We start from the raw sequence: 20,580 nt of genomic DNA on the forward strand, positions 1-20,580 counted from the left end.
ACGTGCTGATCTTCTCCGCCTCCGACAAGGGGGGCACCGGCCGCTCGGTGACGAGCGCCAACCTGGCCTACCACCGCGCCATGGCCGGTGACGACGTCTGCTACCTGGACTTCGACTTCGGCTCGCCGACCGCGGCGGCCGTCTTCGACGTGGCCGACGCCCGCCAGGCCACCGAGGACCACGGTCTGCACGCCTACCTGATAGGAGAGGTCGGCGAACCCGCCCGGATCGACGTCTGGGCCGAGACCGAGCACCAGGTGCTGCGCTTCCCGCCGCCCGGCTCCGGCCGGCTGGTGCTGATGCCCGGCGACGTCAGCGGCGGCGAGTTCGCCACCAGCGAGGACAACCTGCACCGCTGCGTCGACCTCCTGATGAACCTCTCCTACGAGTTCGACCTGGTCATCGTGGACCTCAGCGCCGGCCGCTCCTACGCGGTCGACATGGTCCTGGAGGCCACCGCCCAGCCCGAGATGAGCGAGGTCACCGCCCGCTGGCTGGTCTTCCACCGCTGGACCCGCCAGCATGTGGCGGCCGCCGCCAGCCTGGTCTTCGGCAAGCGCGGCATCCTCGCCGGCGGCGTGGAACGCGGGCACGGCGAGGAGGAGCTGCGCAACGCCATCCGCTTCGTCCGGGCCGCCGTGCCCGACCCCGAGTCGCCGCTGTGGTCCCAGGTCTCGCCCACCCAGTCGGCGTGGATGCGAAAGACCGACGGCGACCTCAAGCAGCTCGCCTCCACCCACGGCATCGGCTACAGCATGGTCCTCGGGTCCGTGCCGCTCGAACCGGTCCTGCAGTGGCGGGAGCAGCTCATCACCGACGAGGACGTGCTCGACAGCCAGATCGCCAACCAGGAGACCTGGCAGGCCCTCAGCCGCCTCGCCGGACGCCTGACCGACGACAAGTACTGGGAGCCGGCATGAGCGACGCCGTCTTCCAGGAGACCACCGCTCAGCCGCGCACCCAGTCCGTGCCGCTGGCCCATCTCTCCCTGGAGATCGGTCACCTCTACATGGAGGACTACGAGGCCGGGCCCAAACGGCTGGGCGAGCACTTCGCGGAGGTCCGCGTCTGGGCGGACGCCGTACGGGCCTCCGCGGCCCGGCGCGGCAAGCGCCCGCGCATCAGCACATGCTTCCTGATCGACGACTACTTCAGCCGCTTCTCCACACCGGCCGAACTCGTCCCCATGATCCTCAAGGAGGCCGAGAAGGCGGGCCTGGTCATCGACTACCTGGCCCGCGAGTCGGCCTGCGCGGTCGCCGACCGGGTCGAGCTCGCCGAGTCCGTCATGCACCGCCTGGTCGAGTCGCCGCCACCCGGCAGCCACGGCTCCCGCCCGCCCGTCAGCCGTACCGGCTGGCTGGCCAACGGCGAGCGCAGCCCTTCGACGTCCCGCAGCGCCCTCGGCGCGGTCAAGGGCTGGCAGCCGCCGCAGGAGACGGCCGCCCGCAACCACTCCATCTTCATGGACGTCGAGCTGTGGTCGGAGAAGGACGGCCGGCGCCTGTGGTCCTGCCCCTTCCTGGCCGCCGTGTGGCAGCTCGCCCGGCTCGGCCTGCTGCGGCACCTGGGCGAGCCGGTCCTGGTGCCCACGGTGTGGGCGGGCTCGGACTTCCCGCAGGAGTGGGACCGGCTGCCGCCGGTGGTCAAGCTCAGCGACACCAACGCGGCGTTCAGCGCCTACCGCACGTGCAGCCTGATGCCGAACCGCTTCGTCGCCGTGGAGGACGCCGTACGGCTCGTCCTCGACCAGATAGACGTCGACGCGGGGGCGCTGCGGCAGGTCGCCGAACGGTCCGCCGCCGAGGGGATGCCGGTGCCCGCCGCCGTCGCCCAGCGCGCCACCTACGTCTTCTACGAGGAGCCCGGCGACTCCTCCGAGGCCGAGGAGACCTGAGATGACGGCGGCCCCGGTCCACCCGGCGCGTTCGGTCCTCGCCTGCGGCGAGGTGCGCACCTGTCTGCTGCCGTCGCTCCAGGCCCTCGACATCCGGGCCGCCGCCCAACTGCTCCGGCTCCGCGCCGACGAACCCGTACGGCTCTCCGAGCGGCCCTCCATGCACGCGCTCTCGCCCGCGATGCTGACCGGCGTGGACTGCCGGCTGCCCTCGTCCAACGGCAGCAAGGTCCGGGGCGTCGGCACGGTCGCCGCCCGCGCCGCGCTGACCGAGGGCCGGCTCCTGCAGGCGACCGCCTGGTTCAGCGTGCCGGCCACCGGTCCCGACCTGCGCCGGCCCTGGGGCCAGTACCTGGTGCGGCCGGGCCTCGTCGAACCGTTCGGCAAACTGCCCGAACAGGCCACCGCCGACGGGGTGCTGCGCGGCGCCGGACGCGGCGAGCTCGACCTCGGCGTGATCGCCGAGGGACTGCTGGCCCAGCTGCGGCGGCACGCGCTGCTCGACCGCCGGGTGCCGTTCAAGTCCAGCCCCACCCGGCTGCGCTGGGTGGCCCGGCGGGAACCGGCGGGGGAGCGGGCCTCGCTGACGAGTTTCACGCTCGCCGAGGCCGGACTGCGCACGATGGAACTGCGCCTCCCGGCCGACGTGCCGGCCGCGTCCGCGGCCGGCCTCTGCGAGGATCTCGCCCTGCACGACTGGCTTTTGACGACCGTTCAGCACATGCTGGACAACAGCAGGCTCGGCGCGGCGGGGGGCCCGTCCGTCATCGAGACCCTGCAACCGGTCGTCGTCCACCTGCTGCATCTGTGGATGCCGCGGGCCCACGTGGACCCCGCGCTGGCCCACCTGTGGGACGTACTGGAAGAGCGGCCGGGGTTCTCCCGTCAGTGGGAGAACCTGAGCCGGCGCATCAGGGACCGACTGGCCCTGCAGGCCGTCGCGGCGCCGCAGCAGGCGCTCAGCGACGCGCGCTGAGGGGTGTCACCGCAGCACAACCGGAACCGACGGGGGATGACAGATGAGCACGACGTCATTAGGGAACGGGAACGGCGGCAGGAACCAGCCGCAGACGCAGAACGCGGGGCGGCACAAGGTGCTGCTGAGAGTGCTGGTCGCGGGCGTCGCGGGCGCCGTGACCTTCCTCCTGAGCGGTCTGCTGAACCAGGAGGACGACAACCTGTGGGAGTGGACGATGTCCATCTCCCTGGGCTGCACGGTGCTGATCGTGCAGTACCTGGTCGACTTCGGCGAGCGGTTCGAGAAGGTCGACCAGGGCTTCGCCGAGATCCTCTCCGCCACCGAACTGTTCAGCCAGGTCGACGGATCGGTGCTGCGCTCCGAGGAGGTGACCCGGCTCGTCCTCGGCTACACCCGGGTCCGGGAGCAGGGCGGCGACATCATGCAGGCCTTCGCGGAGAAGGAACTCGGGCGTCTCGCACGGATGATGGAGGGGCTGGGCAGCGGCACCGCGGACTGCCCCGGTGAGAACCACGAGTGGCTGATCGACCTCACCGACTGCACCAAGATGACCCTGGACGCCACCAGCACCTCGGTGGACCGGGAGTTCTGGTACAGCGGACCGGCCGTGCGGTATCTCGCGGCGCAGGAGAAGGCCATCAGGAGGCGGGGCGTGGAGATCCGCCGCCTGTTCATCGTCCGTACCGAGGACGAGGTCACCCCGGAGCTGCGGGCGCTGTGCGAGGACCACCGCAGGCGGGGCATCGACGCGCGGATCGCGGTGCGGTCGCTGATGGAGTCCAACCCGAGGGTGAGCGACTTCATCGTCTTCGACGGCGAGCTGTGCCACGAGACCAAGCCGGACCAGGAGAACAACCCGGACAGCACCCTGCTGAGTGCCGACCCGGACCACATCGAGGACCACGTCACGCAGTTCACGGACCTGTGGGCGGAGGCGGAGCGCCAGCAGACGCCGAGGGTCACCTCAGAGACGTGAGGAAGCCCTCCCAGGCGTGAGCGGGGAACAGCAGGACGGGGCCGTCCGAGGCGAGCTTGGAGTCCCGGACGGGCACGGTACCGGGGACTCCGGCGGCGATCTCGAGGCAGTTGCCTCCGTCGCCGTTGCTGTAACTGCTCCGGTGCCAGTGAGCGCCGCTCAGGTCGTCCGTGTGCATCGTCTGAAGTCCTCAGCTGCCGACTCGATCAAGGCCAGGGAAGCGTCCGGAGACAGCGCGGCGCCCCTGAGCAGATCGTAGGCGCGGCTCGCACGCTTCACCACCGCCGGGTCATCCAGGACACTGCCCGAAAAGGACGTCTCCGTATAGGCAGTTGGCGGTGCGTCATCGAACTCCATGAGGCGCAGCGAGCCGTTGTTAGCGGCCGCTCCCGCCGCGAAGGGCAGCACCTGGAGCAGCACCTTGCGGCTGCGCGCGGCCGCCGCCAGATGCTCCAGCGCACGCGCCGCGACCTCCGTGCCGCCGACCGGCACACGCAGCACCGTCTCGTGCACGATCGCGCAGTACTCGGGCCGTGCGGCGTCCTCCAGGATCGCCGACCGCTCGGCGCGCGCCGCGACCCGCTCGTCGACGAGGTCGTCGGTCGCGAACGGCTGCGTCGCCACGACGAGTGCCCTCGTGTACGCCGGTGTCTGGAGGAGCCCCGGAACGACGGAGGGCTCCCAGTCGCAGATCCTCGTCGCCAGTCTCTCCAGCTCTGCCGTCTTCGCGAAGTAATCCGCGTACCGCCGGTCCCTGATGAGGTTCTGCCAGAGGCGCTCGAAAATACCGTCGGTTTGCAGGGCGTCGTCAATCCTCTGAGCGATATCCAGCTGAGGCTTTCGAATCGCCTGTTCGAACTGGCCGACGTATCCGCCGGACACGAAAACCCGCGCCCCCAGTTCCGACTGCGTAATACCGGCGTTCTCCCGGCGCCTCTTCAGCTCCGCCCCGAAGAACTCCCACGCCGCCTGACGTGAACCGTTGGCCATGGCAACCCCCCAGCCCTGCGGTGCACTTGTAGTGCACGGACTCCCGCCGAGTGTAGGCGCCACGCGTCACTATGGACCGGAGATGCGTGAAATCCGAATTCGAGGGGAGCAAGGTGACGGAACGGCACTCGGCGCACTGCGTCGAAGAAGCGGAGGAAGTGGTGAAGGAATTGCGGGCCGCGCTGGAGAAGGCAGGAATTACGCTCCCGACACTCCGGATCGATCCGGCGAGTCTCGCGCGTGAGGCGCCGTGCCCGCTCGTCGAATTGGGACGCTGCCCGGTGGACACCGCGCGGCGCCTCGCGGCGGTGCTGCGGTGAAGCCGTCCATCGGGTCGTATGTCTATGACACTCTTTCGGGTCGAATCGGCGTGGTGATGGGACACGAGGGACCGTACGTCCAGCTGCGGCCGCACGGTGGCGGCAGGGAGTGGGACGCCGACCCGGCGTCCGTGCGCCCCGCCACCCCGTCCGAGCGGCTGCGCGTGGCGACGGCGTACGCGAACGCCCGCAGCAGGGGCGAGGTGCCCTGAGGGGGTGCCCCCGGCACACAGCGCCACCACCCCGGCACCGTCCGCACCGGCGGGGCGGGGGGGGACCCCGACCGCACCCGCCGGTCACCCGCGTACGCGACAATGAGGGCATGAGTCTGTTCCGCGACGACGGCATCGTGCTGCGCACCCAGAAGCTGGGTGAGGCGGACCGGATCATCACCCTGCTCACCCGCGGGCACGGGCGGGTGCGGGCCGTGGCACGCGGCGTGCGGCGCACCAAGTCGAAGTTCGGGGCGCGGCTCGAACCGTTCTCCCACGTCGACGTGCAGTTCTTCGCGCGGGGGAGCGAGCTGATCGGACGCGGGCTGCCGCTGTGCACGCAGAGCGAGACCATCGCTCCCTACGGCGGCGGCATCGTCACCGACTACGCCCGCTACACCGCCGGGACGGCCATGCTGGAGACCGCCGAACGGTTCACCGACCACGAGGGCGAGCCGGCCGTCCAGCAGTACCTGCTCCTGGTCGGGGCGCTGCGCACCCTCGCGCGCGGGGAGCACGAACCGCACCTCGTGCTCGACGCCTTCCTGCTGCGCTCCCTCGCCGTCAACGGATACGCCCCAAGCTTCGGCGACTGTGCCAAATGCGGCATGCCGGGACCGAACCGCTTCTTCTCCGTGGCCTCGGGGGGCTCGGTCTGCGTCGACTGCCGGGTGCCCGGTAGCGTCGTACCGTCGCCGCAGACCCTGGACCTGCTGGGCGCGCTGCTCACCGGTGACTGGGAGACCGCGGACGCCTGTGAGCCGCGGTACGTCCGGGAGGGCAGCGGGCTGGTGTCCGCCTATCTGCACTGGCACCTGGAGCGCGGGCTGCGCTCGCTCCGGTACGTCGAGAAGTAGAAGAAGTCAGAGGGAGACGAGAAACACATGGCCGTGAGTGGGTTCCTGGGGCGCCGGCGCCGTGAGTACAGGACGCCGGAGCCGCACCCGTCCGGTGCCCGCCCGCCCAAGCTGCCGGGCGAGCTGGTCCCGAACCATGTGGCGATCGTCATGGACGGCAACGGCCGCTGGGCCAAGGAGCGGGGCCTGCCGCGCACCGAGGGACACAAGGTCGGCGCGGAGCGCGTGCTGGACGTCCTCCAGGGCGGGATCGAGATGGGTGTCGGCGCCATCTCGCTGTACGCCTTCTCCACCGAGAACTGGAAGCGCTCGCCCGACGAGGTGCGCTTCCTGATGAACTTCAACCGGGACTTCATCCGCAAGACCCGCGACCAGCTCGACGAGCTGGGCGTGCGGGTGCGGTGGGTCGGCCGGATGCCCAAGCTGTGGAAGTCGGTCGCCCGGGAGCTGGAGATCTCCCAGGAGCAGACCAAGGACAACGACAGGCTGACCCTGTACTTCTGCATGAACTACGGCGGCCGGGCCGAGATCGCGGACGCCGCGCAGGCGCTCGCCGAGGACGTACGGGCCGGGCGGCTCGACCCGTCCAAGGTCACCGAGAAGACCTTCGCGAAGTACCTGTACTACCCGGACATGCCGGACGTGGACCTGTTCCTGCGACCCAGCGGCGAGCAGCGCACCTCCAACTACCTGCTGTGGCAGAGCGCGTACGCCGAGATGGTCTTCCAGGACGTGCTGTGGCCGGACTTCGACCGGCGTGACCTGTGGCGCGCCTGTCTGGAGTTCGCCTCCCGCGACCGCCGCTTCGGCGGCGCCATCCCGAACGAGGAACTGCTGGCCATGAAGGGCCGCCCCGAGGAGGCCTGACCTTTCCCGTCGCACGGGAACGGCCCCGTCCCACCGAGGCGGGACGGGGCCGTTCGCGGTTCCGTCGGACCTTTAGTGGTCGTTGAGGAACGTGTAGTCCTTGCACTCGCCGTCGGGCGCCCGGCAGAACTTGAAGCCGATGCGGGTGTTCTCCGGCAGGTCGAAATTGCCGCCCATGCTGGCCTTGCGGGTGGCGGTGTTGCCCTCGCCGCCGACGGTGAACGAGTAGCGCGGGTTGCCGCTCGGGCTGCCGATGTAGACGTTCATCGTCACACCGCGGCCGTCGGCGTCGTTGTCCTTGATCGTGACAACGTCACCGTACTCGTTGAAGAAGCCGGTGCCGCTCCAGTCGACACCCGGCACGTTCCCCCAGGCATCCCCCGTGTGCATGGTGTGGTCCGCGGCCACCGCCGAATTGGCGACGGCCAGCACCATGGCGGCGCTCGCGGCGGTCACACCAGCGATACGTCCCAGTTTCAAGTTGTACTCCCCTGTTTTCTGTGTGACTCCTGTGGTCGCAGGAGCCATGACGATCATACAAACACATGATCGAAAACAGGTCACTTGGATATGTGATCCGGGCAACTGCCCGGCACGGCTCAGCAGCTGGCGGAAGCGCAGTCCGCGCAGGTGCCGAAGATCTCCACCGTGTGGGCCACGTTCACGAAGCCGTGCTCGGCGGCGATGGCGTCCGCCCACTTCTCGACGGCCGGGCCCTCGACCTCGACGGCCTTGCCGCAGACCCGGCAGACGAGGTGGTGGTGGTGCTCGCCGGTGGAGCAGCGGCGGTAGACGGACTCTCCCTCGGAGGTGCGCAGGACGTCGACCTCGCCGGCCTCGGCGAGGGACTGCAGGGTGCGGTAGACGGTGGTGAGCCCGACCGAGTCGCCCTTGTGCTTGAGCATGTCGTGCAGGTCCTGGGCGCTGCGGAACTCGTCGACCTCGTCGAGGGCTGCCGCCACGGCGGCGCGCTGCCGGGTGGCTCGGCCCTTCACGGGCGGTCCTGCCGTCGTCACCGTTGCCTCCTCACGTCTGCGCCTTGCCCGGGCCATTGTGCCAGCCCGACCTGTGCCCGGTCAGACGCCGACCTTGCCCGCGCCGTCCCCGCTGTCCGGAACCGCGCACTCCACAGGGTCCCCGGCCGGCTGCGCCGCCGCCAGGGCCCGAGCGCGTCGCCGGGCCAGCGGCGTCGCCAGCGCGGTCAGCACGATGAACGCGCCGATGGTCAGCAGCACGATCGTCGCGCCGGGCGGGACGTCCTGGTAGTACGAGGTGACCGTGCCCCCGATCGTCACCGTCACACCGATCGCCACGGCGATCGCGAACGTCGCCGCGAAGCTGCGGGACAGCTGCTGGGCCGCCGCCACCGGCACCACCATCAGCGCGCTCACCAGCAGCAGCCCGACCACCCGCATCGCGACCGTCACGGTCACGGCCGCCGTCACCGCCGTCAGCAGGTTCAGCGCCCGCACCGGCAGGCCCGTGACCCGTGCGAACTCCTCGTCCTGGCTGACCGCGAACAGCTGGCGGCGCAGCAGCAGTGTGATGAGGACCACGAACGCCGCGAGAATGCAGATCGCCGTCACGTCCGACTCGGACACCGTGGACAGCGACCCGAACAGGAACGACAGCAGGTTGGCGTTGGCCCCTCCGGGCGCGAGGTTGATCAGCAGCACGCCGCCGGCCATGCCGCCGTAGAAGAGCATCGCCAGGGCGATGTCGCCGCGCGTTTTGCCGTACCAGCGGATCAGCTCCATGAGCACCGCGCCGACCACCGACACCAGCGTGGCCGTCCACACCGGCGACCAGGACAGCAAAAAGCCCAGGCCGACGCCGGTCATGGCGACGTGGCCGATGCCGTCGCCCATGAGCGCCTGGCGGCGCTGCACGAGGTAGATGCCGATCGCCGGTGCGGTGATGCCCACGAGGATCGCGGCGAGCAGCGCCCGCTGCATGAAGTCGTAGTTCAGGAATTCCATCAGCTCAGCAGTCCCGTCCGGATCGGTTCGGCGTCGTGAGCCGCGTGCGGGTGGACGTGGTCGTGGCCGGGCAGCGCGTGCTGGCCGACCGCCTTCGGGGGCGGGCCGTCGTGCAGGACACAGCCGTCGCGCAGCACGACCGCCCGGTCGATCAGGGGCTCCAGCGGGCCCAGTTCGTGCAGGACGAGCAGGACCGTGGCACCGGCCCCGACCTGCTCGCGCAGGGTGTGCGCGAGGACCTCCTGGCTCGCCAGGTCTACCCCCGCCATCGGCTCGTCCATGATCAGCAGCTCCGGCTCGGCGGCCAGGGCGCGTGCGATGAGCACCCGCTGGTGCTGGCCGCCGGACAGCGCGTCGACCGAGTCCCTGGCGCGGTCCGCCATGCCGACGAGCTCCAGGGCGTGCCGTACGGCCGTGCGGTCGGCCTTGCGGAAGAGGCCGAAGCGGGTGCGCGAGAGCCGGCCCGAGGAGACGATCTCGCCGACCGTGGCGGGCACGCCGCCCGCGGCCGTCGTGCGCTGCGGGACGTAGCCGACCCGCGCCCAGTCGCGGAAGCGGGCCCGGGGGGTGCCGAACAGCTCGATCTCGCCGGCGCTGACCGGCACCTGGCCGATGACGCTGCGCACGGCCGTCGACTTGCCGGAGCCGTTGGCGCCGAGCAGGGCGACGACCTCGCCGCGGCGCACCGCGAGGTCGATGCCGCGCAGGACCGGGCGCGAGCCCAGCTCGGCACGGACGCCGCGCAGCGAAATGACGGACTCGCTCATGCCGTCCTCCAGAGAGTGGGTCATCGGGCGCCCAGCGCCTTCTTCAGGGCCGTGAGGTTGGCCTCCATGACCGCGAAGTAGTCGTCGCCCCGGGACTTGCCGGTGATGCCCTCCAGCGGGTCGAGGACGTCCGTCCTGAGCCCTGCGTCGCGGGCGAGGGTCTTCGCGGTCTTGCCGGACACCAGGGTCTCGTAGAACACGGTGGTCACCCCGTCCGCCCGGGCCTCGTCGCGCAGTTCCTTGATCCGGGCGGGGCTCGGCTCGCTCTCCGGGTCGACACCGGAGATGGCCTCCTGGGTCAGGCCGTAGCGCTCGGCGAAGTAGCCGAAGGAGGCGTGGTTGGTGAAGAAGACCTTGGTCTTCGTGTTCTTCAGGCCGTCGCGGAGCTCGGTGTCCAGCGCGTGCAGCCGGTCGACCAGTGCGTCGGTGTTCTCGCGGTAGTCGGTCGCGTGCTCCGGGTCCGCCTTGGCGAACGCGGTCCCGACGCCCTCGGCGATCTCCGCGTACTTCACGGGGTCGAGCCAGACGTGCGGGTCGAGGTGGTGCGAGTCCTCCTCGGAGTGCTCCTCCGCGGAGTGCTCCTCGCCGGAGTGCCCCCCGCCGTGGCCGTGGTCGTGTTCGACGTCGCCGTGGTCCTCCAGCTTCGTGAGGTCCGCGGCGTCGATCTTCGTCTTCAGACCGGACTGCTCGATGGCCTCGTCGACGGACGGCTGGAGTCCGCTGAGGAACAGCGCCGCGTCGGACTCCTCCAGCTCGGCCCGCTGGTGGAGGCTGAGCTCCAGCTCGTGCGGTTCCTGGCCGGGTTCGGTGAGCGTGGTGACGTGCACATGGTCCCCCCCGATGCGCTCGGCGAGGAACTGCATGGGATAGAACGACGCGACGACGTCGAACCTCCCGCCGCCGGCGGCGGCACTGTCCGTCGAGCAGGCGGACAGGGAGCCGATCCCGAGGACGGCGACAGCCGCGAGGGCGGCCCCGGATATGTGAGGTCGTCGTACGTTCATGACACTCATTTTCAACTGCACTGGAAACCATTGTCAACAAGCGTGTTGGGACGTCCACGGAGCGCTACCGATTTGATTGGAGGGGAGCCCCCGCCGGTACCCTGAAGCATTCGCTGTAGAAGCGCCTCGCTTCGTCGCCCGTCGTCGTAATGAAGAGAGCACCGTGGCCGCCGACAAGATCGACACCATCGTCAGCCTGAGCAAGCGCCGTGGCTTCGTATTCCCCAGTAGTGAGATCTACGGCGGCACGAAGGCCGCCTGGGACTACGGACCGCTGGGTGTCGAGCTCAAGGAGAACCTCAAGCGCCAGTGGTGGCGTTACATGGTGACCTCGCGCGAGGACGTCGTCGGTATCGACTCGTCCGTGATCCTCGCCCCCGAGGTGTGGGTCGCCTCCGGTCACGTCGCCACCTTCACGGACCCGCTGACCGAGTGCACCTCCTGCCACAAGCGGTTCCGCGCGGACCACCTGGAGGAGGCGTACGAGGCCAAGAAGGGCCACGCCCCCGAGCACGGCCTCGCCGACATCAACTGCCCGAACTGCGGCAACAAGGGCCAGTTCACCGAGCCCAAGCAGTTCTCGGGTCTGCTGTCGACGCACCTGGGCCCGACCCAGGACTCCGGCTCCGTCGCCTACCTGCGCCCCGAGACCGCCCAGGGCATCTTCACCAACTTCGCCCAGGTGCAGACCACCTCGCGCCGCAAGCCGCCGTTCGGCATCGCCCAGATGGGCAAGTCCTTCCGCAACGAGATCACTCCCGGCAACTTCATCTTCCGCACCCGCGAGTTCGAGCAGATGGAGATGGAGTTCTTCGTCAAGCCGGGCGAGGACGAGAAGTGGCAGGAGTACTGGATGGAGCAGCGCTGGAACTGGTACACCGGTCTCGGCCTGCGCGAGGAGAACATGCGGTGGTACGAGCACCCGAAGGAGAAGCTCTCCCACTACTCCAAGCGCACCGCTGACATCGAGTACCGCTTCCAGTTCGGCGGCAACGAGTGGGGCGAGCTGGAGGGTGTGGCCAACCGCACCGACTACGACCTCGGCGCCCACGCCAAGGCCTCCGGCCAGGACCTCTCCTACTTCGACCAGGAGGCCGGCGAGCGCTGGACGCCGTACGTCATCGAGCCCGCGGCCGGTGTCGGCCGCGCGATGCTGGCGTTCCTCCTCGACGCCTACATCGAGGACGAGGCCCCCAACGCCAAGGGCAAGATGGAGAAGCGCACCGTGCTGCGGCTCGACCCGCGCCTCGCCCCGGTGAAGGTGGCCGTCCTGCCGCTCTCCCGCAACGCCGACCTGTCCCCGAAGGCCAAGGGCCTCGCCCAGGCGCTGCGCCAGAACTGGAACATCGAGTTCGACGACGCCGGCGCCATCGGCCGCCGCTACCGCCGCCAGGACGAGATCGGCACGCCCTTCTGCGTCACCGTCGACTTCGACACGCTGGAGGACAACGCGGTCACCGTTCGTGAGCGCGACTCCATGAAGCAGGAGCGCGTCTCCCTCGACCAGATCGAGGGCTACCTGGCGAGCCGCCTGATCGGCGCCTGACCGCCCGGAACACCGTCACGGGGTCCCCGTCGTCCGTCATGGGCGGCGGGGACCCCGCGTCGTATCCACCGCGCGTCCGTGAGAATCTGCGGCATGGCCATCATCCACCGCACCACCCTCACGCCGACGAAACTGGAACTGCTCGCCGCCTGGCTGCCCTCGCGCCCCTGGTACGCCGGTTCCGGTGAGCCCCGGCCGGAGAAGGCCGGCGGCTTCCGGCTGGACGACCCGCGGGGCGAGGTCGGGATCGAGTTCATGGTGATCACCGACGCGTCGGGCCCGGCGACGGCCGGGTACCTCGTCCCGATGACCTACCGCGGCGCCCCCCTCGACGGGGCCGATCACGCCCTCATCGGGACCACGGAGCACGGTGTCCTGGGCCGGCGCTGGGTGTACGACGGCTGCCACGACCCGGTGCTGGTCGCCGAGTTGCTCGCCCTGATCGACGGGCGGGCCGAGGCACAGGCGCAGAGCGTCTCCGACGCCGTCGACCGGGACGTCACCCGCTCCCGCACCGGCCCCGCCCTCAAGGGCGAGCAGGCCGGCCTCCCCGTCGCCGAGGACTCCGCGCACGGCACCCGCGTCGCCACGGCCGACGGCTCGCTCCTGCTGCACCGCGCCCTGAGCCCGGCCCCGCAGGGCGCCCCTGAGCTGCCCGACGGTGCCCTCGGGCACGTCGGCGGCGTCTGGAGCCTGCCCGACGGCACCCGCGCCCACGGCCTCTTCGTCACCCTGCACCCCGGAACCGGCCAGGACTGAGCCCTGTGGAGACGCCCACGCCCGGCGCGCACCTCTCCGACGGGGTGATCACCCTGACCCCGCTCGGGCCGGACGACGCGTCCGCCCATCTCGCGGGCGAGGACGAGCAGTTGATCCGCTGGCTCAGCGGCGGCCCCGGCACCCCCGAGGGCGTCGCGGCCTACGTGCGGCACTGCGCCGGGCAATGGGCCGACGGCGGCTCCCTGCGGGCCTTCGGTGTCCGTGTGGACGGCGGCCGGACGCTCGCGGGGACGATCGACCTGCGCTTCGCGGCGGAGGGCCTCACCCCGGGGCAGGTCAACGTCGCCTACGGCCTCTACCCGGCCTGGCGCGGGCGGGGCCTCGCCACCCGGGCCGTCCTCCTGGTCTGCGGGTACGCGGCCGCCGCGGGCGCGCGGGCGGCCGTCATCCAGGTCGAGCCCGGCAACGCGGCGTCCGTCGCCGTGGCCCGCCGGGCGGGGTTCGCACCCGGCGGGCAGCGGTTCGCGGACGACGGGACGCTGTTCGACCGGTACGTCAGGGAACTGGGCTGATCAACGGCCCTGCAGCGCCTTGACGTTGTCGCCGAAGGTCCAGTTCTTCGAACCGTCCCAGTTGAGCGACCAGGTCATCAGGCCCTTGAGGGCACCGCCGTAGTGCCGCCAGGCCTCGCCGACCTGGGCCGGCGTCATGTGGCCGCCGCCCGCACCCGGCTGCGCGGGCAGGCCCGGCACCTGCTTGTCGTAGGGGACCCGGATCGTGGTGCCCTGCACTACAAGGCCCTTGTCGAGACAGTCGGTCTGGGCGACGAAGCCCTGGACGGTGCCGGCCTGGTAGGAGTCGCCGGAGCAGCCGTACATGCTGCCGTTGTAGTACTGCATGTTCAGCCACCACAGGCGCCCGTTGTCGGCGTACTTCTTGACGATGGGCAGGTAGGCGCCCCAGATCGAGCCGTAGACGACGCTGCCGCCCGTGACGTACGCCGTCTCCGGGGCCATCGTCAGGCCGAAGCCGGAGGGCATCCGCGCCAGGACGCCGTCGATGATCCGGATCAGGTTGGCCTGCGACGCCGACAGCTGCGCGATGTTCCCGCTGCCGGTCAGGCCCGTCTCGATGTCGATGTCGATGCCGTCGAAGTTGTAGCGCTTCAGGATCGGGACGATCGTGTCGACGAACCGGTCCGCCACCGCCGTCGAGTTGAGGTCGATCCCGGCGGTGGCGCCGCCGATCGACATCAGGATCGTGGCGCCGGCCGCCTTCGCCGCGCACATCTCCGCGGGCGTGGCCACCTTCACCCCGCTGTCCATGCCGTCCTCCCACAGCGCCGTGCCGTCGGAGCGGATGACCGGGAACGCCGCGTTGATCACGTTGTAGCCGTGCCGCGCGATACGGGAGTCGGTGATCGGGGTCCAGCCGAACGGCGGGTGGACGCCGTTGGCGGCGCCGTCCCAGTTCTCCCAGTAGCCCTGGAGCACCTTGCCGGCCGGTTTCGGCTTCACGGCACAGGTGTCGGCGGCGGACGCGGGGGCGGCGACGGGGAGTTGGGCGAGAGCGGCCGTCGTCAGCGCGACGGCGAGCACGCGCAGGGCGCGGCGGAGCATACGGGCCTCCCGGTGGGGGGTGCGGTGAGGTGTCGTAGGCATGACAGTGCTCGTGGTCCAGACCTTTCGTCAAGAGGTCTGGACCAGTGTTCTCGAAGTCGACTGACAAGTAACAGCTGACAGATATTGAATTCTGTCAGCTGTTACGGCAGAGTGGAGGACATGACGATGCCAACCCGACCCCTCGGAACCACCGGCCCCCAGGTCTCCGCCCTCGGCCTCGGCTGCATGGGCATGTCGGCGCTCTACGGCGACGCGGACCGGGCCGAGTCGATCGCCACGATCCACGCCGCCCTGGACGCGGGCGTGACCCTGCTGGACACCGGCGACTTCTACGGCATGGGCCACAACGAACTCCTGATCGGCGAGGCCCTGCGCTCTGCGCCCGCGGAACTGCGCGAGAAGGCCCGGGTCAGCGTGAAATTCGGCGCGCTGCGCGGACCCGACGGCGAATGGAGCGGCTTCGACGGCCGGCCCGCCGCCGTGAAGAACTTCGCCGCCTACTCGCTGCAGCGCCTCGGCGTCGACCACATCGACGTCTACCGGCTCTCCCGGCTCGACCCCGACGTGCCCATCGAGGAGACGGTGGGCGCCATCGCCGAGCTGATCGAGAAGGGCCACGTCCGGCACGTCGGCCTGAGCGAGGTGCGCGCCGAGACGATCCGCCGTGCCGCCGCCACCGCGCCCGTCACCGACCTGCAGATCGAGTACTCCCTGATCTCCCGCGGCATCGAGGAGGCGATCCTGCCCACCACACGCGAGCTGGGCATCTCCATCACCGCCTACGGCGTGCTCTCCCGCGGCCTGATCTCCGGGCACTTCACCCGCGACCGGCAGCTCGCCGCGGACGACTTCCGAGCCCACTCGCCCCGCTTCCAGGGCGACAACCTCCGGCACAACCTGGACCTCGTCGACGCGCTGCGGAAGATCGCCGAGCGCAAGGGCGCCTCCGTCGCCCAGATCGCCATCGCGTGGGTGCTGTCCCGCGGCGAGGACATCGTGCCGCTCGTCGGCGCCCGCACCCGCGAGCGGCTCACCGAATCCCTGGGCGCCCTCGACGTCACGCTGGACGAGGCGGACCTGACGGCGATCGAGGAGGCGGTGCCGCCGGGCGCCGCGGCCGGCGACCGCTACCCGACCCAGCAGATGGCGCACCTGGGATCCGAGTAGTGCCCACGGCCCCGCACGAGCCGCCGGGTACCGTCTAGGACATGCCACCGACGTCTCCGACCCTGACCGCCGAGCGCATCCTCGAAGCGACCGAGGAGGTGCTGCGCCGCCACGGCCCGGCCAAGGCCACCGTGGTCGACGTGGCCCGCGCGCTCGGCGTCAGCCATGGCAGCGTCTACCGGCACTTCCGTACCAAGGCGGCACTGCGGGAAGCCGTGACCAAGCGCTGGCTGGACCGGACGACGGACCTCCTGGCGGAGATCGCGGGCGCGCCCGGCCTCGACGCGGAGACCCGGCTGCGGGACTGGCTGGCGGCGCTGTTCGCCGCCAAGCGCCGCAAGGCGTTCGACGACCCCGAGCTGTTCGCCACGTACTCGGTGCTCACCACCGAGACCGCCGAGACGGTCGTGAGCGAGCACATCGCCGACCTCACCGGCCAGCTCACCGCGATCGTGCGGGACGGCGTCGCGTCCGGCGCCTTCACCGCCGCGGACCCGTCCGTCGCCGCCCGTGCCCTGTTCCGGGCGACCGACCGCTTCCACGACCCGCACTACGCCCGGGAGTGGGAACAGCCCGGTGTGCAGGACGACTTCGACGCCCTGGTGGGCCTGCTGCTGCGGGGACTGCGGGCCCGCGCCTGAGCCGTCACCCGGCGCCGGGCACCTCCGTCGTCCGCCCGAGATAGGTCACCGGACCGGCGTCCGGCACCGCTATCTCGTGGAAGCCCAGCCGGTCGTAGAAGGCCCGCGCGGCGGTGTTGGCGGTGACCATGCACAGGTGGACCGCCGGAACACCCCGTGCCCGCAAGGCCCCGAACAGGCTGTGCATCAGCGTCCGCCCGTACCCCCTGCCCTGCCAGCCGGGCAGCAGGTCGATGTGCAGATGGGCCGGATAGGCGGCCACCTCCGGCACCAGCATGCGCTCCGGGGTGTGCAGCAGACGCGCGATCTCCTCGTCCGGGGTGCGGGGTTCGGCCGGGTCCGGATAGCGGCCGGCGATCCGCGGCAGCCACTCCGCCCGGTAGTCCTTCACGAACCGCGCGGTGTCCGCCGTCCCCACGACATAGCCGACGGCCCGCCCCCGGCCGTCGTCCAGCACGAACGCCAGCTCCGGCTCCAGGACGACGTACGGCAGCGCGAAGGCCGCCGGGAAGACACCGGGGTCCGTGTAGTGCGGCCGGCTGTCCCCTCCCTGATGCGCCGTGCGCACACAGATGTCCTCGACCGCCACGCGGTCACCGGGCTCGTACGGGCGGACATGACTCGTCATTCGCGCTGCGTCTCCGTCGGGTCCACGGTGGCCTGGTGGGCCTCCGCCAGGTGCTCCTCGGCCTTCAGCCACGGCAGGAACTGCGCCGCTCTGCGCCACCCGCAGGTCTCGCATCTCAGCGTGCGCTGCGGCCCCTTGCGCACGACCCGCACGACATGCACCCGCCCGTGCTGGTCCCAGCGGCTCACCTTGCTCGTGTTGATCTCCAGCATGACGCCTCCAGCGTCCGGGGACAACGGCCCGTGGGGCGGGGCCGCGCAGCAAGGAGTGTGCAGTAACGCCCCGGACGGGCGATACCCCTCCGGGTCAGTCCCGGCGGATCAGCTCGGGGTCGATACGCCGGCCCGTCAGGGGAAGCGTGCCGACGACGGCGGCGACGAGGACACCGCCGGCGCAGACCAGCAGCACCGGCACGCCGGCCCCGTCCCAAAAGACCTCGCCGCCGCCCGTGACCAGGTAGGCGGTCTCCGCCAGCTTCCCCGCGACCAGGGCCAGGACGAGACCGACCGCGAGCGGCAGGACGACCTGGAGGCACTGGACCGCGCGCAGGACCCGGGGCCGAGCGCCGATGAGCGCCAGCGCGGTGACCTGCGACCGGCGTTCCACGGCACGGTCCGTCACCGACACCAGGAACGCGGCGACCCCGATGACCAGCCCCATCACCATGCCCGCCACGAGGAGCGTCTTGATGACCGTGAGCTGCCGCAGCGCCTCGATGTTGATGCCCGCCGGGTCCACGTCGGCGGTCGGCGCGATCGCGCCGATCGCGTCCAGCACCGCACGGACCGTGGACGGGTCCGAGGACGAGGCCAGGACCAGGGTGGCGGCCGTCGGGACGGCCCCCGGCGGCAGCTTGCCGGGCGGGACCAGCAGGGCGGCGTTGGACACGTGCGTCACGCCTCGGCCCGAGTAGCGCACGACGTCCTTCGGCACCGGGACCCGCAGGGTCAGCCGCCTGCCGTCCTTCTTCAGCGCGAACTCGGAGGCCCCGAACGGCTCGTCCCCGGTGTTCGGGTCGAGCAGCCGCATGACCTCGCCGTCCTTGCAGCCCTCCACCCGCCGGGTCAGCGCGGTCAGCTGGGCGCAGGTGGCGACCAGGGCGTCGGCCTGGTCGTCGTCGGTGTCGCTGTCCAGGTCGTCGTCGAAGGCCATCACGACGGTGGAGACGTCCACGCCGGGGATCTCCCGCAGCCGCCGCTGCTGGTCCCCGCTCAGCTGCGCCGTCGGCAGCCCGTACTCCTGGGTGGGCGAGGTGGTGCGCGAGACCTGGCTCAGCTCCACCAGGACGCCCTGGGCGAGCGACGCCGAGAACACCAGCAGGACCAGGCCGGAGACCACGCGCAGGGCACTGCCCGGCTCGACCTCGTTGCGACGCATGGCCAGGCTGAGGGCGAGGTTGCCGGACCGCGCCAGACGTCTGGCCAGCAGGTACGACAGCAGGGGCAGCGCGAGGATCAGACCGAGGCCGGTCATCAGGACCCCGGCCGGCATGAACAGGGCGTTGAGTCCGTCGCTGCGCGCCGGGTGCTCGCCGAGACCGGTCGCGGCGAAACCGGCGGTGATGCCGAGGCCGGTGACGAACAGCAGGCCCCAGCGGACACGGGGCGCCCGCGGAGCCGCCGTACGGCGGGTCGCGAGCGGGTTGCGGGCCGCCGCGCGTGCGCTCGCCCGGCCCACGAACCAGGCCAGTGCCGGGCAGCCGAGAAGGCAGACGGCCGCCGTCCCCGCCGACACGGCGCCGTCGGCGGCGTACCACTTCAGGCCTGGCAGGCCGGTCCGGGCGACGACTTGATTGAGCAGCCAGAACTCGCCGAGGCCGAGCGCGGCGCCGAGCAGGGCCGCCACGACGGTCTCGGCGGCGTTGACCCGCTGGGTGCCCTTGGAGCTCATGCCCAGCAGGCGCAGCGCGGCGAGCCGGCGGTTGCGGCTGGCGGCGGAGAGCCTCGCGCACACCGACAGGAAGACCGCGAGGGGCAGCAGGACGAGGGTCGCCAGGGTGAAGCGGAGGGCCTCCAGGGTGGAGGGGTCGACCACCCGGGAGGGCGGGTAGTCCTTGCCGAACCCCTTCAGCGCCCGTGCCTCGGCGCCCAGTTGGGACCGCGTCGCGCCGACGTAGGCGTACAGCTCGTCGGGACCGGTCAGACCGGCCGCGCCGATCAGGCCCTTCTCGACGCCCGGCAGTAGACCGCTCAGACCGGGCTCGCGCCGCAGCTGCTCGTGCAGGGCGGGGGAGACGTACACCTCGCCCGGGCGGGGCAGCCGGTCCAGGCCGGGCGGCGGGGCCGGGATGTCCTCGCGGCCGAGGGCGACGAAGACGCGGCCGAACGGCCGGGAGCCGTGCGGGTCCCGGAACTCCTGCACCCAGGTGCGCCCGGCCCCGGGCTGGCCGATGTGGAGGCGGGGCGAACGGGCGGCGGCCCGGCCGTCATGGGCGTCGAGAATCGCCGGGATCGTGAGCACCAGGGCGAGACAGCACACACCGAGCGATCCGCCCAGCGCCATCAGCGCGAACCGGGCGCGGTTACCCCTGCCGGAGCCCAGCAGCAGCCGCAGACCGAGCAGGAACTCCCTCATCGCGCCGACCCCTCGGGGGCGAGCACGCCGTCGGTCATCGTGTAGCGGCTGTCGGCGCGGGCGGCCACCGACGGGTCATGGGTCACCAGCAGCACGGCGGTGCCCTGCGAGCGGGCCAGCTCCAGGAACTCCTCGAGGACCGTGCCGGCGTTGGCGCTGTCGAGGGCGCCGGTCGGCTCGTCCGCGAACACCACGGCGGGCCGGTGCACCAGGGCCCGGGCGACGGCGACGCGCTGGTTCTGCCCGCCGGACACCTGCGACGGCCGCCGCTCCCGCAGATCGGCGATCCCGAGCCGGTCGAGCACCTCGACGGCGGCCTTCAGCGCGGGCCGCCTGCGCCGGCCGGCGAGCCGTAGCGGCAGGGCGGTGTTCTCCTCGATGGTCAGCTCGGGCAGCAACTCGCCGTACTGGAAGACGAACCCGAACCGCTCCCGGCGCAGCGCGCTGATCCCGTCGTCGTCCAGCTCCGCGAGCGACCGGCCCTCGAAGCTGATCGTCCCCCGGTCCACGGGCAGCACCCCGGCCAGGCAGTAGAGCAACGACGACTTCCCGGAACCACTGGCCCCGGTGATCGCCGCGACCTCCCCCCGCGCGAGCGCGAGATCCGCCTCCCGCACGGCAGGCGTGGAGCCGTAGGCCAAGGCGACGTCCTGAGCGCGCAGGACGGGCGAGGACCCGGACATGGAACTGGACGCACGGCTGTTGATCGTGTCCCCCGAAGGCCAAAGGGCCCCGACTGGTCAGGCCGGGCCCTGGGTCGTGCGATGACTTCGTGATCATCGGCAGCGCGGAACAGTAACAGCCCCTGCACACCCGGTCATTGATGCTTCAACC

The 20,580-nt window shown here is 71.2% G+C and carries 25 protein-coding genes; 13 read left to right on the forward strand and 12 right to left on the reverse strand.

Translation table 11 applies throughout. The features are described from left to right. Window positions 1-2 precede the first annotated feature (2 nt). From ADL34_RS33115 to ADL34_RS33130, 4 genes are read left to right on the forward strand one after another with little or no spacing between them, the layout of a single operon-like run. Window positions 3-920, forward strand: a complete 918-nt coding sequence (locus ADL34_RS33115; RefSeq protein WP_062669385.1) for an SCO2523 family variant P-loop protein — start codon at window positions 3-5, stop codon at window positions 918-920. Next, window positions 917-1,897, forward strand: coding sequence for an SCO2522 family protein (locus ADL34_RS33120; RefSeq protein WP_062669383.1), 981 nt, complete (start codon window positions 917-919; stop codon window positions 1,895-1,897). Before ADL34_RS33115 ends, ADL34_RS33120 begins: the two co-directional genes overlap by 4 nt. A 1-nt stretch (window position 1,898) precedes the next feature. Continuing rightward, complete coding sequence (locus ADL34_RS33125) at window positions 1,899-2,873, forward strand: SCO2521 family protein (RefSeq protein ID WP_062669382.1); 975 nt, start codon at window positions 1,899-1,901, stop codon at window positions 2,871-2,873. Window positions 2,874-2,916: 43 nt separating this feature from the next. Beyond that, window positions 2,917-3,852, forward strand: a complete 936-nt coding sequence (locus ADL34_RS33130) for a DUF6879 family protein (protein ID WP_062669380.1) — start codon at window positions 2,917-2,919, stop codon at window positions 3,850-3,852. On the opposite strand, the gene ADL34_RS33135 is transcribed toward ADL34_RS33130, so the two are convergent. Together ADL34_RS33135 and ADL34_RS33140 are read right to left on the reverse strand one after the other, a co-directional pair. Continuing rightward, window positions 3,836-4,030 carry a DUF397 domain-containing protein gene (locus ADL34_RS33135; protein WP_062669377.1) on the reverse strand — a complete coding sequence of 65 codons (195 nt, stop codon included), beginning with the start codon at window positions 4,028-4,030 and terminating at the stop codon, window positions 3,836-3,838. The genes ADL34_RS33130 and ADL34_RS33135 overlap by 17 nt on opposite strands. Next, complete coding sequence (locus tag ADL34_RS33140; protein WP_062669375.1) at window positions 4,012-4,842, reverse strand: helix-turn-helix domain-containing protein; 831 nt, start codon at window positions 4,840-4,842, stop codon at window positions 4,012-4,014. The genes ADL34_RS33135 and ADL34_RS33140 overlap by 19 nt, the downstream gene beginning before the upstream one ends. An 86-nt stretch (window positions 4,843-4,928) precedes the next feature. Between ADL34_RS33140 and ADL34_RS33145 the strand changes: the two genes are divergently transcribed. From ADL34_RS33145 to ADL34_RS33160, 4 genes are all read left to right on the forward strand, one after another. Continuing rightward, window positions 4,929-5,162, forward strand: coding sequence for a hypothetical protein (locus ADL34_RS33145; protein WP_376726548.1), 234 nt, complete (start codon window positions 4,929-4,931; stop codon window positions 5,160-5,162). Next, window positions 5,159-5,374, forward strand: a complete 216-nt coding sequence (locus tag ADL34_RS33150) for a hypothetical protein (protein WP_062669372.1) — start codon at window positions 5,159-5,161, stop codon at window positions 5,372-5,374. Before ADL34_RS33145 ends, ADL34_RS33150 begins: the two co-directional genes overlap by 4 nt. A gap of 110 nt (window positions 5,375-5,484) precedes the next feature. Next, a complete protein-coding gene (recO, locus tag ADL34_RS33155; protein ID WP_062669369.1) occupies window positions 5,485-6,231 on the forward strand; it encodes a DNA repair protein RecO in 747 nt (248 codons plus the stop codon). 27 nt (window positions 6,232-6,258) lie between these two features. After that, entirely contained in the window at window positions 6,259-7,098 is an 840-nt protein-coding gene (locus ADL34_RS33160; protein WP_062669368.1) for an isoprenyl transferase, read from the forward strand. Between the two features lie 72 nt (window positions 7,099-7,170). Here ADL34_RS33160 and ADL34_RS33165 read toward each other — a convergent pair whose 3' ends face one another. The 5 genes from ADL34_RS33165 to ADL34_RS33185 form a co-directional block, all read right to left on the reverse strand. Then, window positions 7,171-7,578, reverse strand: a complete 408-nt coding sequence (locus ADL34_RS33165; protein WP_159039018.1) for a hypothetical protein — start codon at window positions 7,576-7,578, stop codon at window positions 7,171-7,173. 119 nt (window positions 7,579-7,697) lie between these two features. Continuing rightward, window positions 7,698-8,114: a Fur family transcriptional regulator gene (locus ADL34_RS33170; protein ID WP_062669364.1), complete on the reverse strand. Its 417-nt coding sequence runs from the start codon at window positions 8,112-8,114 to the stop codon at window positions 7,698-7,700. Between the two features lie 60 nt (window positions 8,115-8,174). Then, a complete protein-coding gene (locus ADL34_RS33175) occupies window positions 8,175-9,077 on the reverse strand; it encodes a metal ABC transporter permease (RefSeq protein ID WP_062669362.1) in 903 nt (300 codons plus the stop codon). Continuing rightward, the gene (locus ADL34_RS33180; RefSeq protein WP_062669360.1) at window positions 9,077-9,868 is read right to left on the reverse strand and encodes a metal ABC transporter ATP-binding protein; all 792 of its coding nucleotides are present in this window, start codon (window positions 9,866-9,868) and stop codon (window positions 9,077-9,079) included. The genes ADL34_RS33175 and ADL34_RS33180 overlap by 1 nt, the downstream gene beginning before the upstream one ends. Next, window positions 9,865-10,848, reverse strand: a complete 984-nt coding sequence (locus ADL34_RS33185) for a metal ABC transporter substrate-binding protein (RefSeq protein ID WP_062669358.1) — start codon at window positions 10,846-10,848, stop codon at window positions 9,865-9,867. The genes ADL34_RS33180 and ADL34_RS33185 overlap by 4 nt, the downstream gene beginning before the upstream one ends. Window positions 10,849-11,011: 163 nt before the next feature. On the opposite strand from ADL34_RS33185, the gene ADL34_RS33190 reads away from it, so the two are divergent. The 3 genes from ADL34_RS33190 to ADL34_RS33200 all read left to right on the forward strand — a co-directional run bounded on the left by ADL34_RS33190 (window position 11,012) and on the right by ADL34_RS33200 (window position 13,686). Continuing rightward, window positions 11,012-12,394 (forward strand): glycine--tRNA ligase, encoded by a 1,383-nt coding sequence (locus tag ADL34_RS33190; RefSeq protein WP_062669357.1) that lies wholly within the window; start codon window positions 11,012-11,014, stop codon window positions 12,392-12,394. Window positions 12,395-12,487: 93 nt separating this feature from the next. Next, entirely contained in the window at window positions 12,488-13,153 is a 666-nt protein-coding gene (locus ADL34_RS33195; protein ID WP_062669354.1) for a maltokinase N-terminal cap-like domain-containing protein, read from the forward strand. Window positions 13,154-13,158: 5 nt separating this feature from the next. Further along, the gene (locus ADL34_RS33200; protein ID WP_062669352.1) at window positions 13,159-13,686 is read left to right on the forward strand and encodes a GNAT family N-acetyltransferase; all 528 of its coding nucleotides are present in this window, start codon (window positions 13,159-13,161) and stop codon (window positions 13,684-13,686) included. On the opposite strand, the gene ADL34_RS33205 is transcribed toward ADL34_RS33200, so the two are convergent. Beyond that, window positions 13,687-14,733 (reverse strand): chitinase, encoded by a 1,047-nt coding sequence (locus ADL34_RS33205; protein ID WP_062669350.1) that lies wholly within the window; start codon window positions 14,731-14,733, stop codon window positions 13,687-13,689. Window positions 14,734-14,895: 162 nt separating this feature from the next. On the opposite strand from ADL34_RS33205, the gene ADL34_RS33210 reads away from it, so the two are divergent. After that, window positions 14,896-15,903: an aldo/keto reductase gene (locus ADL34_RS33210; RefSeq protein WP_062669476.1), complete on the forward strand. Its 1,008-nt coding sequence runs from the start codon at window positions 14,896-14,898 to the stop codon at window positions 15,901-15,903. A gap of 41 nt (window positions 15,904-15,944) precedes the next feature. Then, window positions 15,945-16,544 (forward strand): TetR family transcriptional regulator, encoded by a 600-nt coding sequence (locus tag ADL34_RS33215; protein ID WP_062669348.1) that lies wholly within the window; start codon window positions 15,945-15,947, stop codon window positions 16,542-16,544. A 4-nt stretch (window positions 16,545-16,548) separates the two neighbouring features. Here the strand turns inward: ADL34_RS33215 and ADL34_RS33220 are convergent, their stop codons facing one another. The 4 genes from ADL34_RS33220 to ADL34_RS33235 all read right to left on the reverse strand — a co-directional run bounded on the left by ADL34_RS33220 (window position 16,549) and on the right by ADL34_RS33235 (window position 20,429). Beyond that, window positions 16,549-17,172 (reverse strand): GNAT family N-acetyltransferase, encoded by a 624-nt coding sequence (locus tag ADL34_RS33220; RefSeq protein ID WP_062669346.1) that lies wholly within the window; start codon window positions 17,170-17,172, stop codon window positions 16,549-16,551. Further along, window positions 17,169-17,384: a hypothetical protein gene (locus ADL34_RS33225; protein ID WP_062669344.1), complete on the reverse strand. Its 216-nt coding sequence runs from the start codon at window positions 17,382-17,384 to the stop codon at window positions 17,169-17,171. Before ADL34_RS33225 ends, ADL34_RS33220 begins: the two co-directional genes overlap by 4 nt. Window positions 17,385-17,478: 94 nt before the next feature. Further along, on the reverse strand, window positions 17,479-19,746 hold the full coding sequence (locus ADL34_RS33230; RefSeq protein WP_062669342.1) for an FtsX-like permease family protein: 2,268 nt from the start codon (window positions 19,744-19,746) through the stop codon (window positions 17,479-17,481). Next, window positions 19,743-20,429 carry an ABC transporter ATP-binding protein gene (locus ADL34_RS33235; protein ID WP_062669340.1) on the reverse strand — a complete coding sequence of 229 codons (687 nt, stop codon included), beginning with the start codon at window positions 20,427-20,429 and terminating at the stop codon, window positions 19,743-19,745. The genes ADL34_RS33230 and ADL34_RS33235 overlap by 4 nt, the downstream gene beginning before the upstream one ends. Window positions 20,430-20,580: the final 151 nt, after the last annotated feature.

The sequence above is a fragment of the Streptomyces sp. NRRL WC-3605 genome, assembly GCF_001509795.1.
Lineage (GTDB): Bacteria > Actinomycetota > Actinomycetes > Streptomycetales > Streptomycetaceae > Streptomyces > Streptomyces viridochromogenes.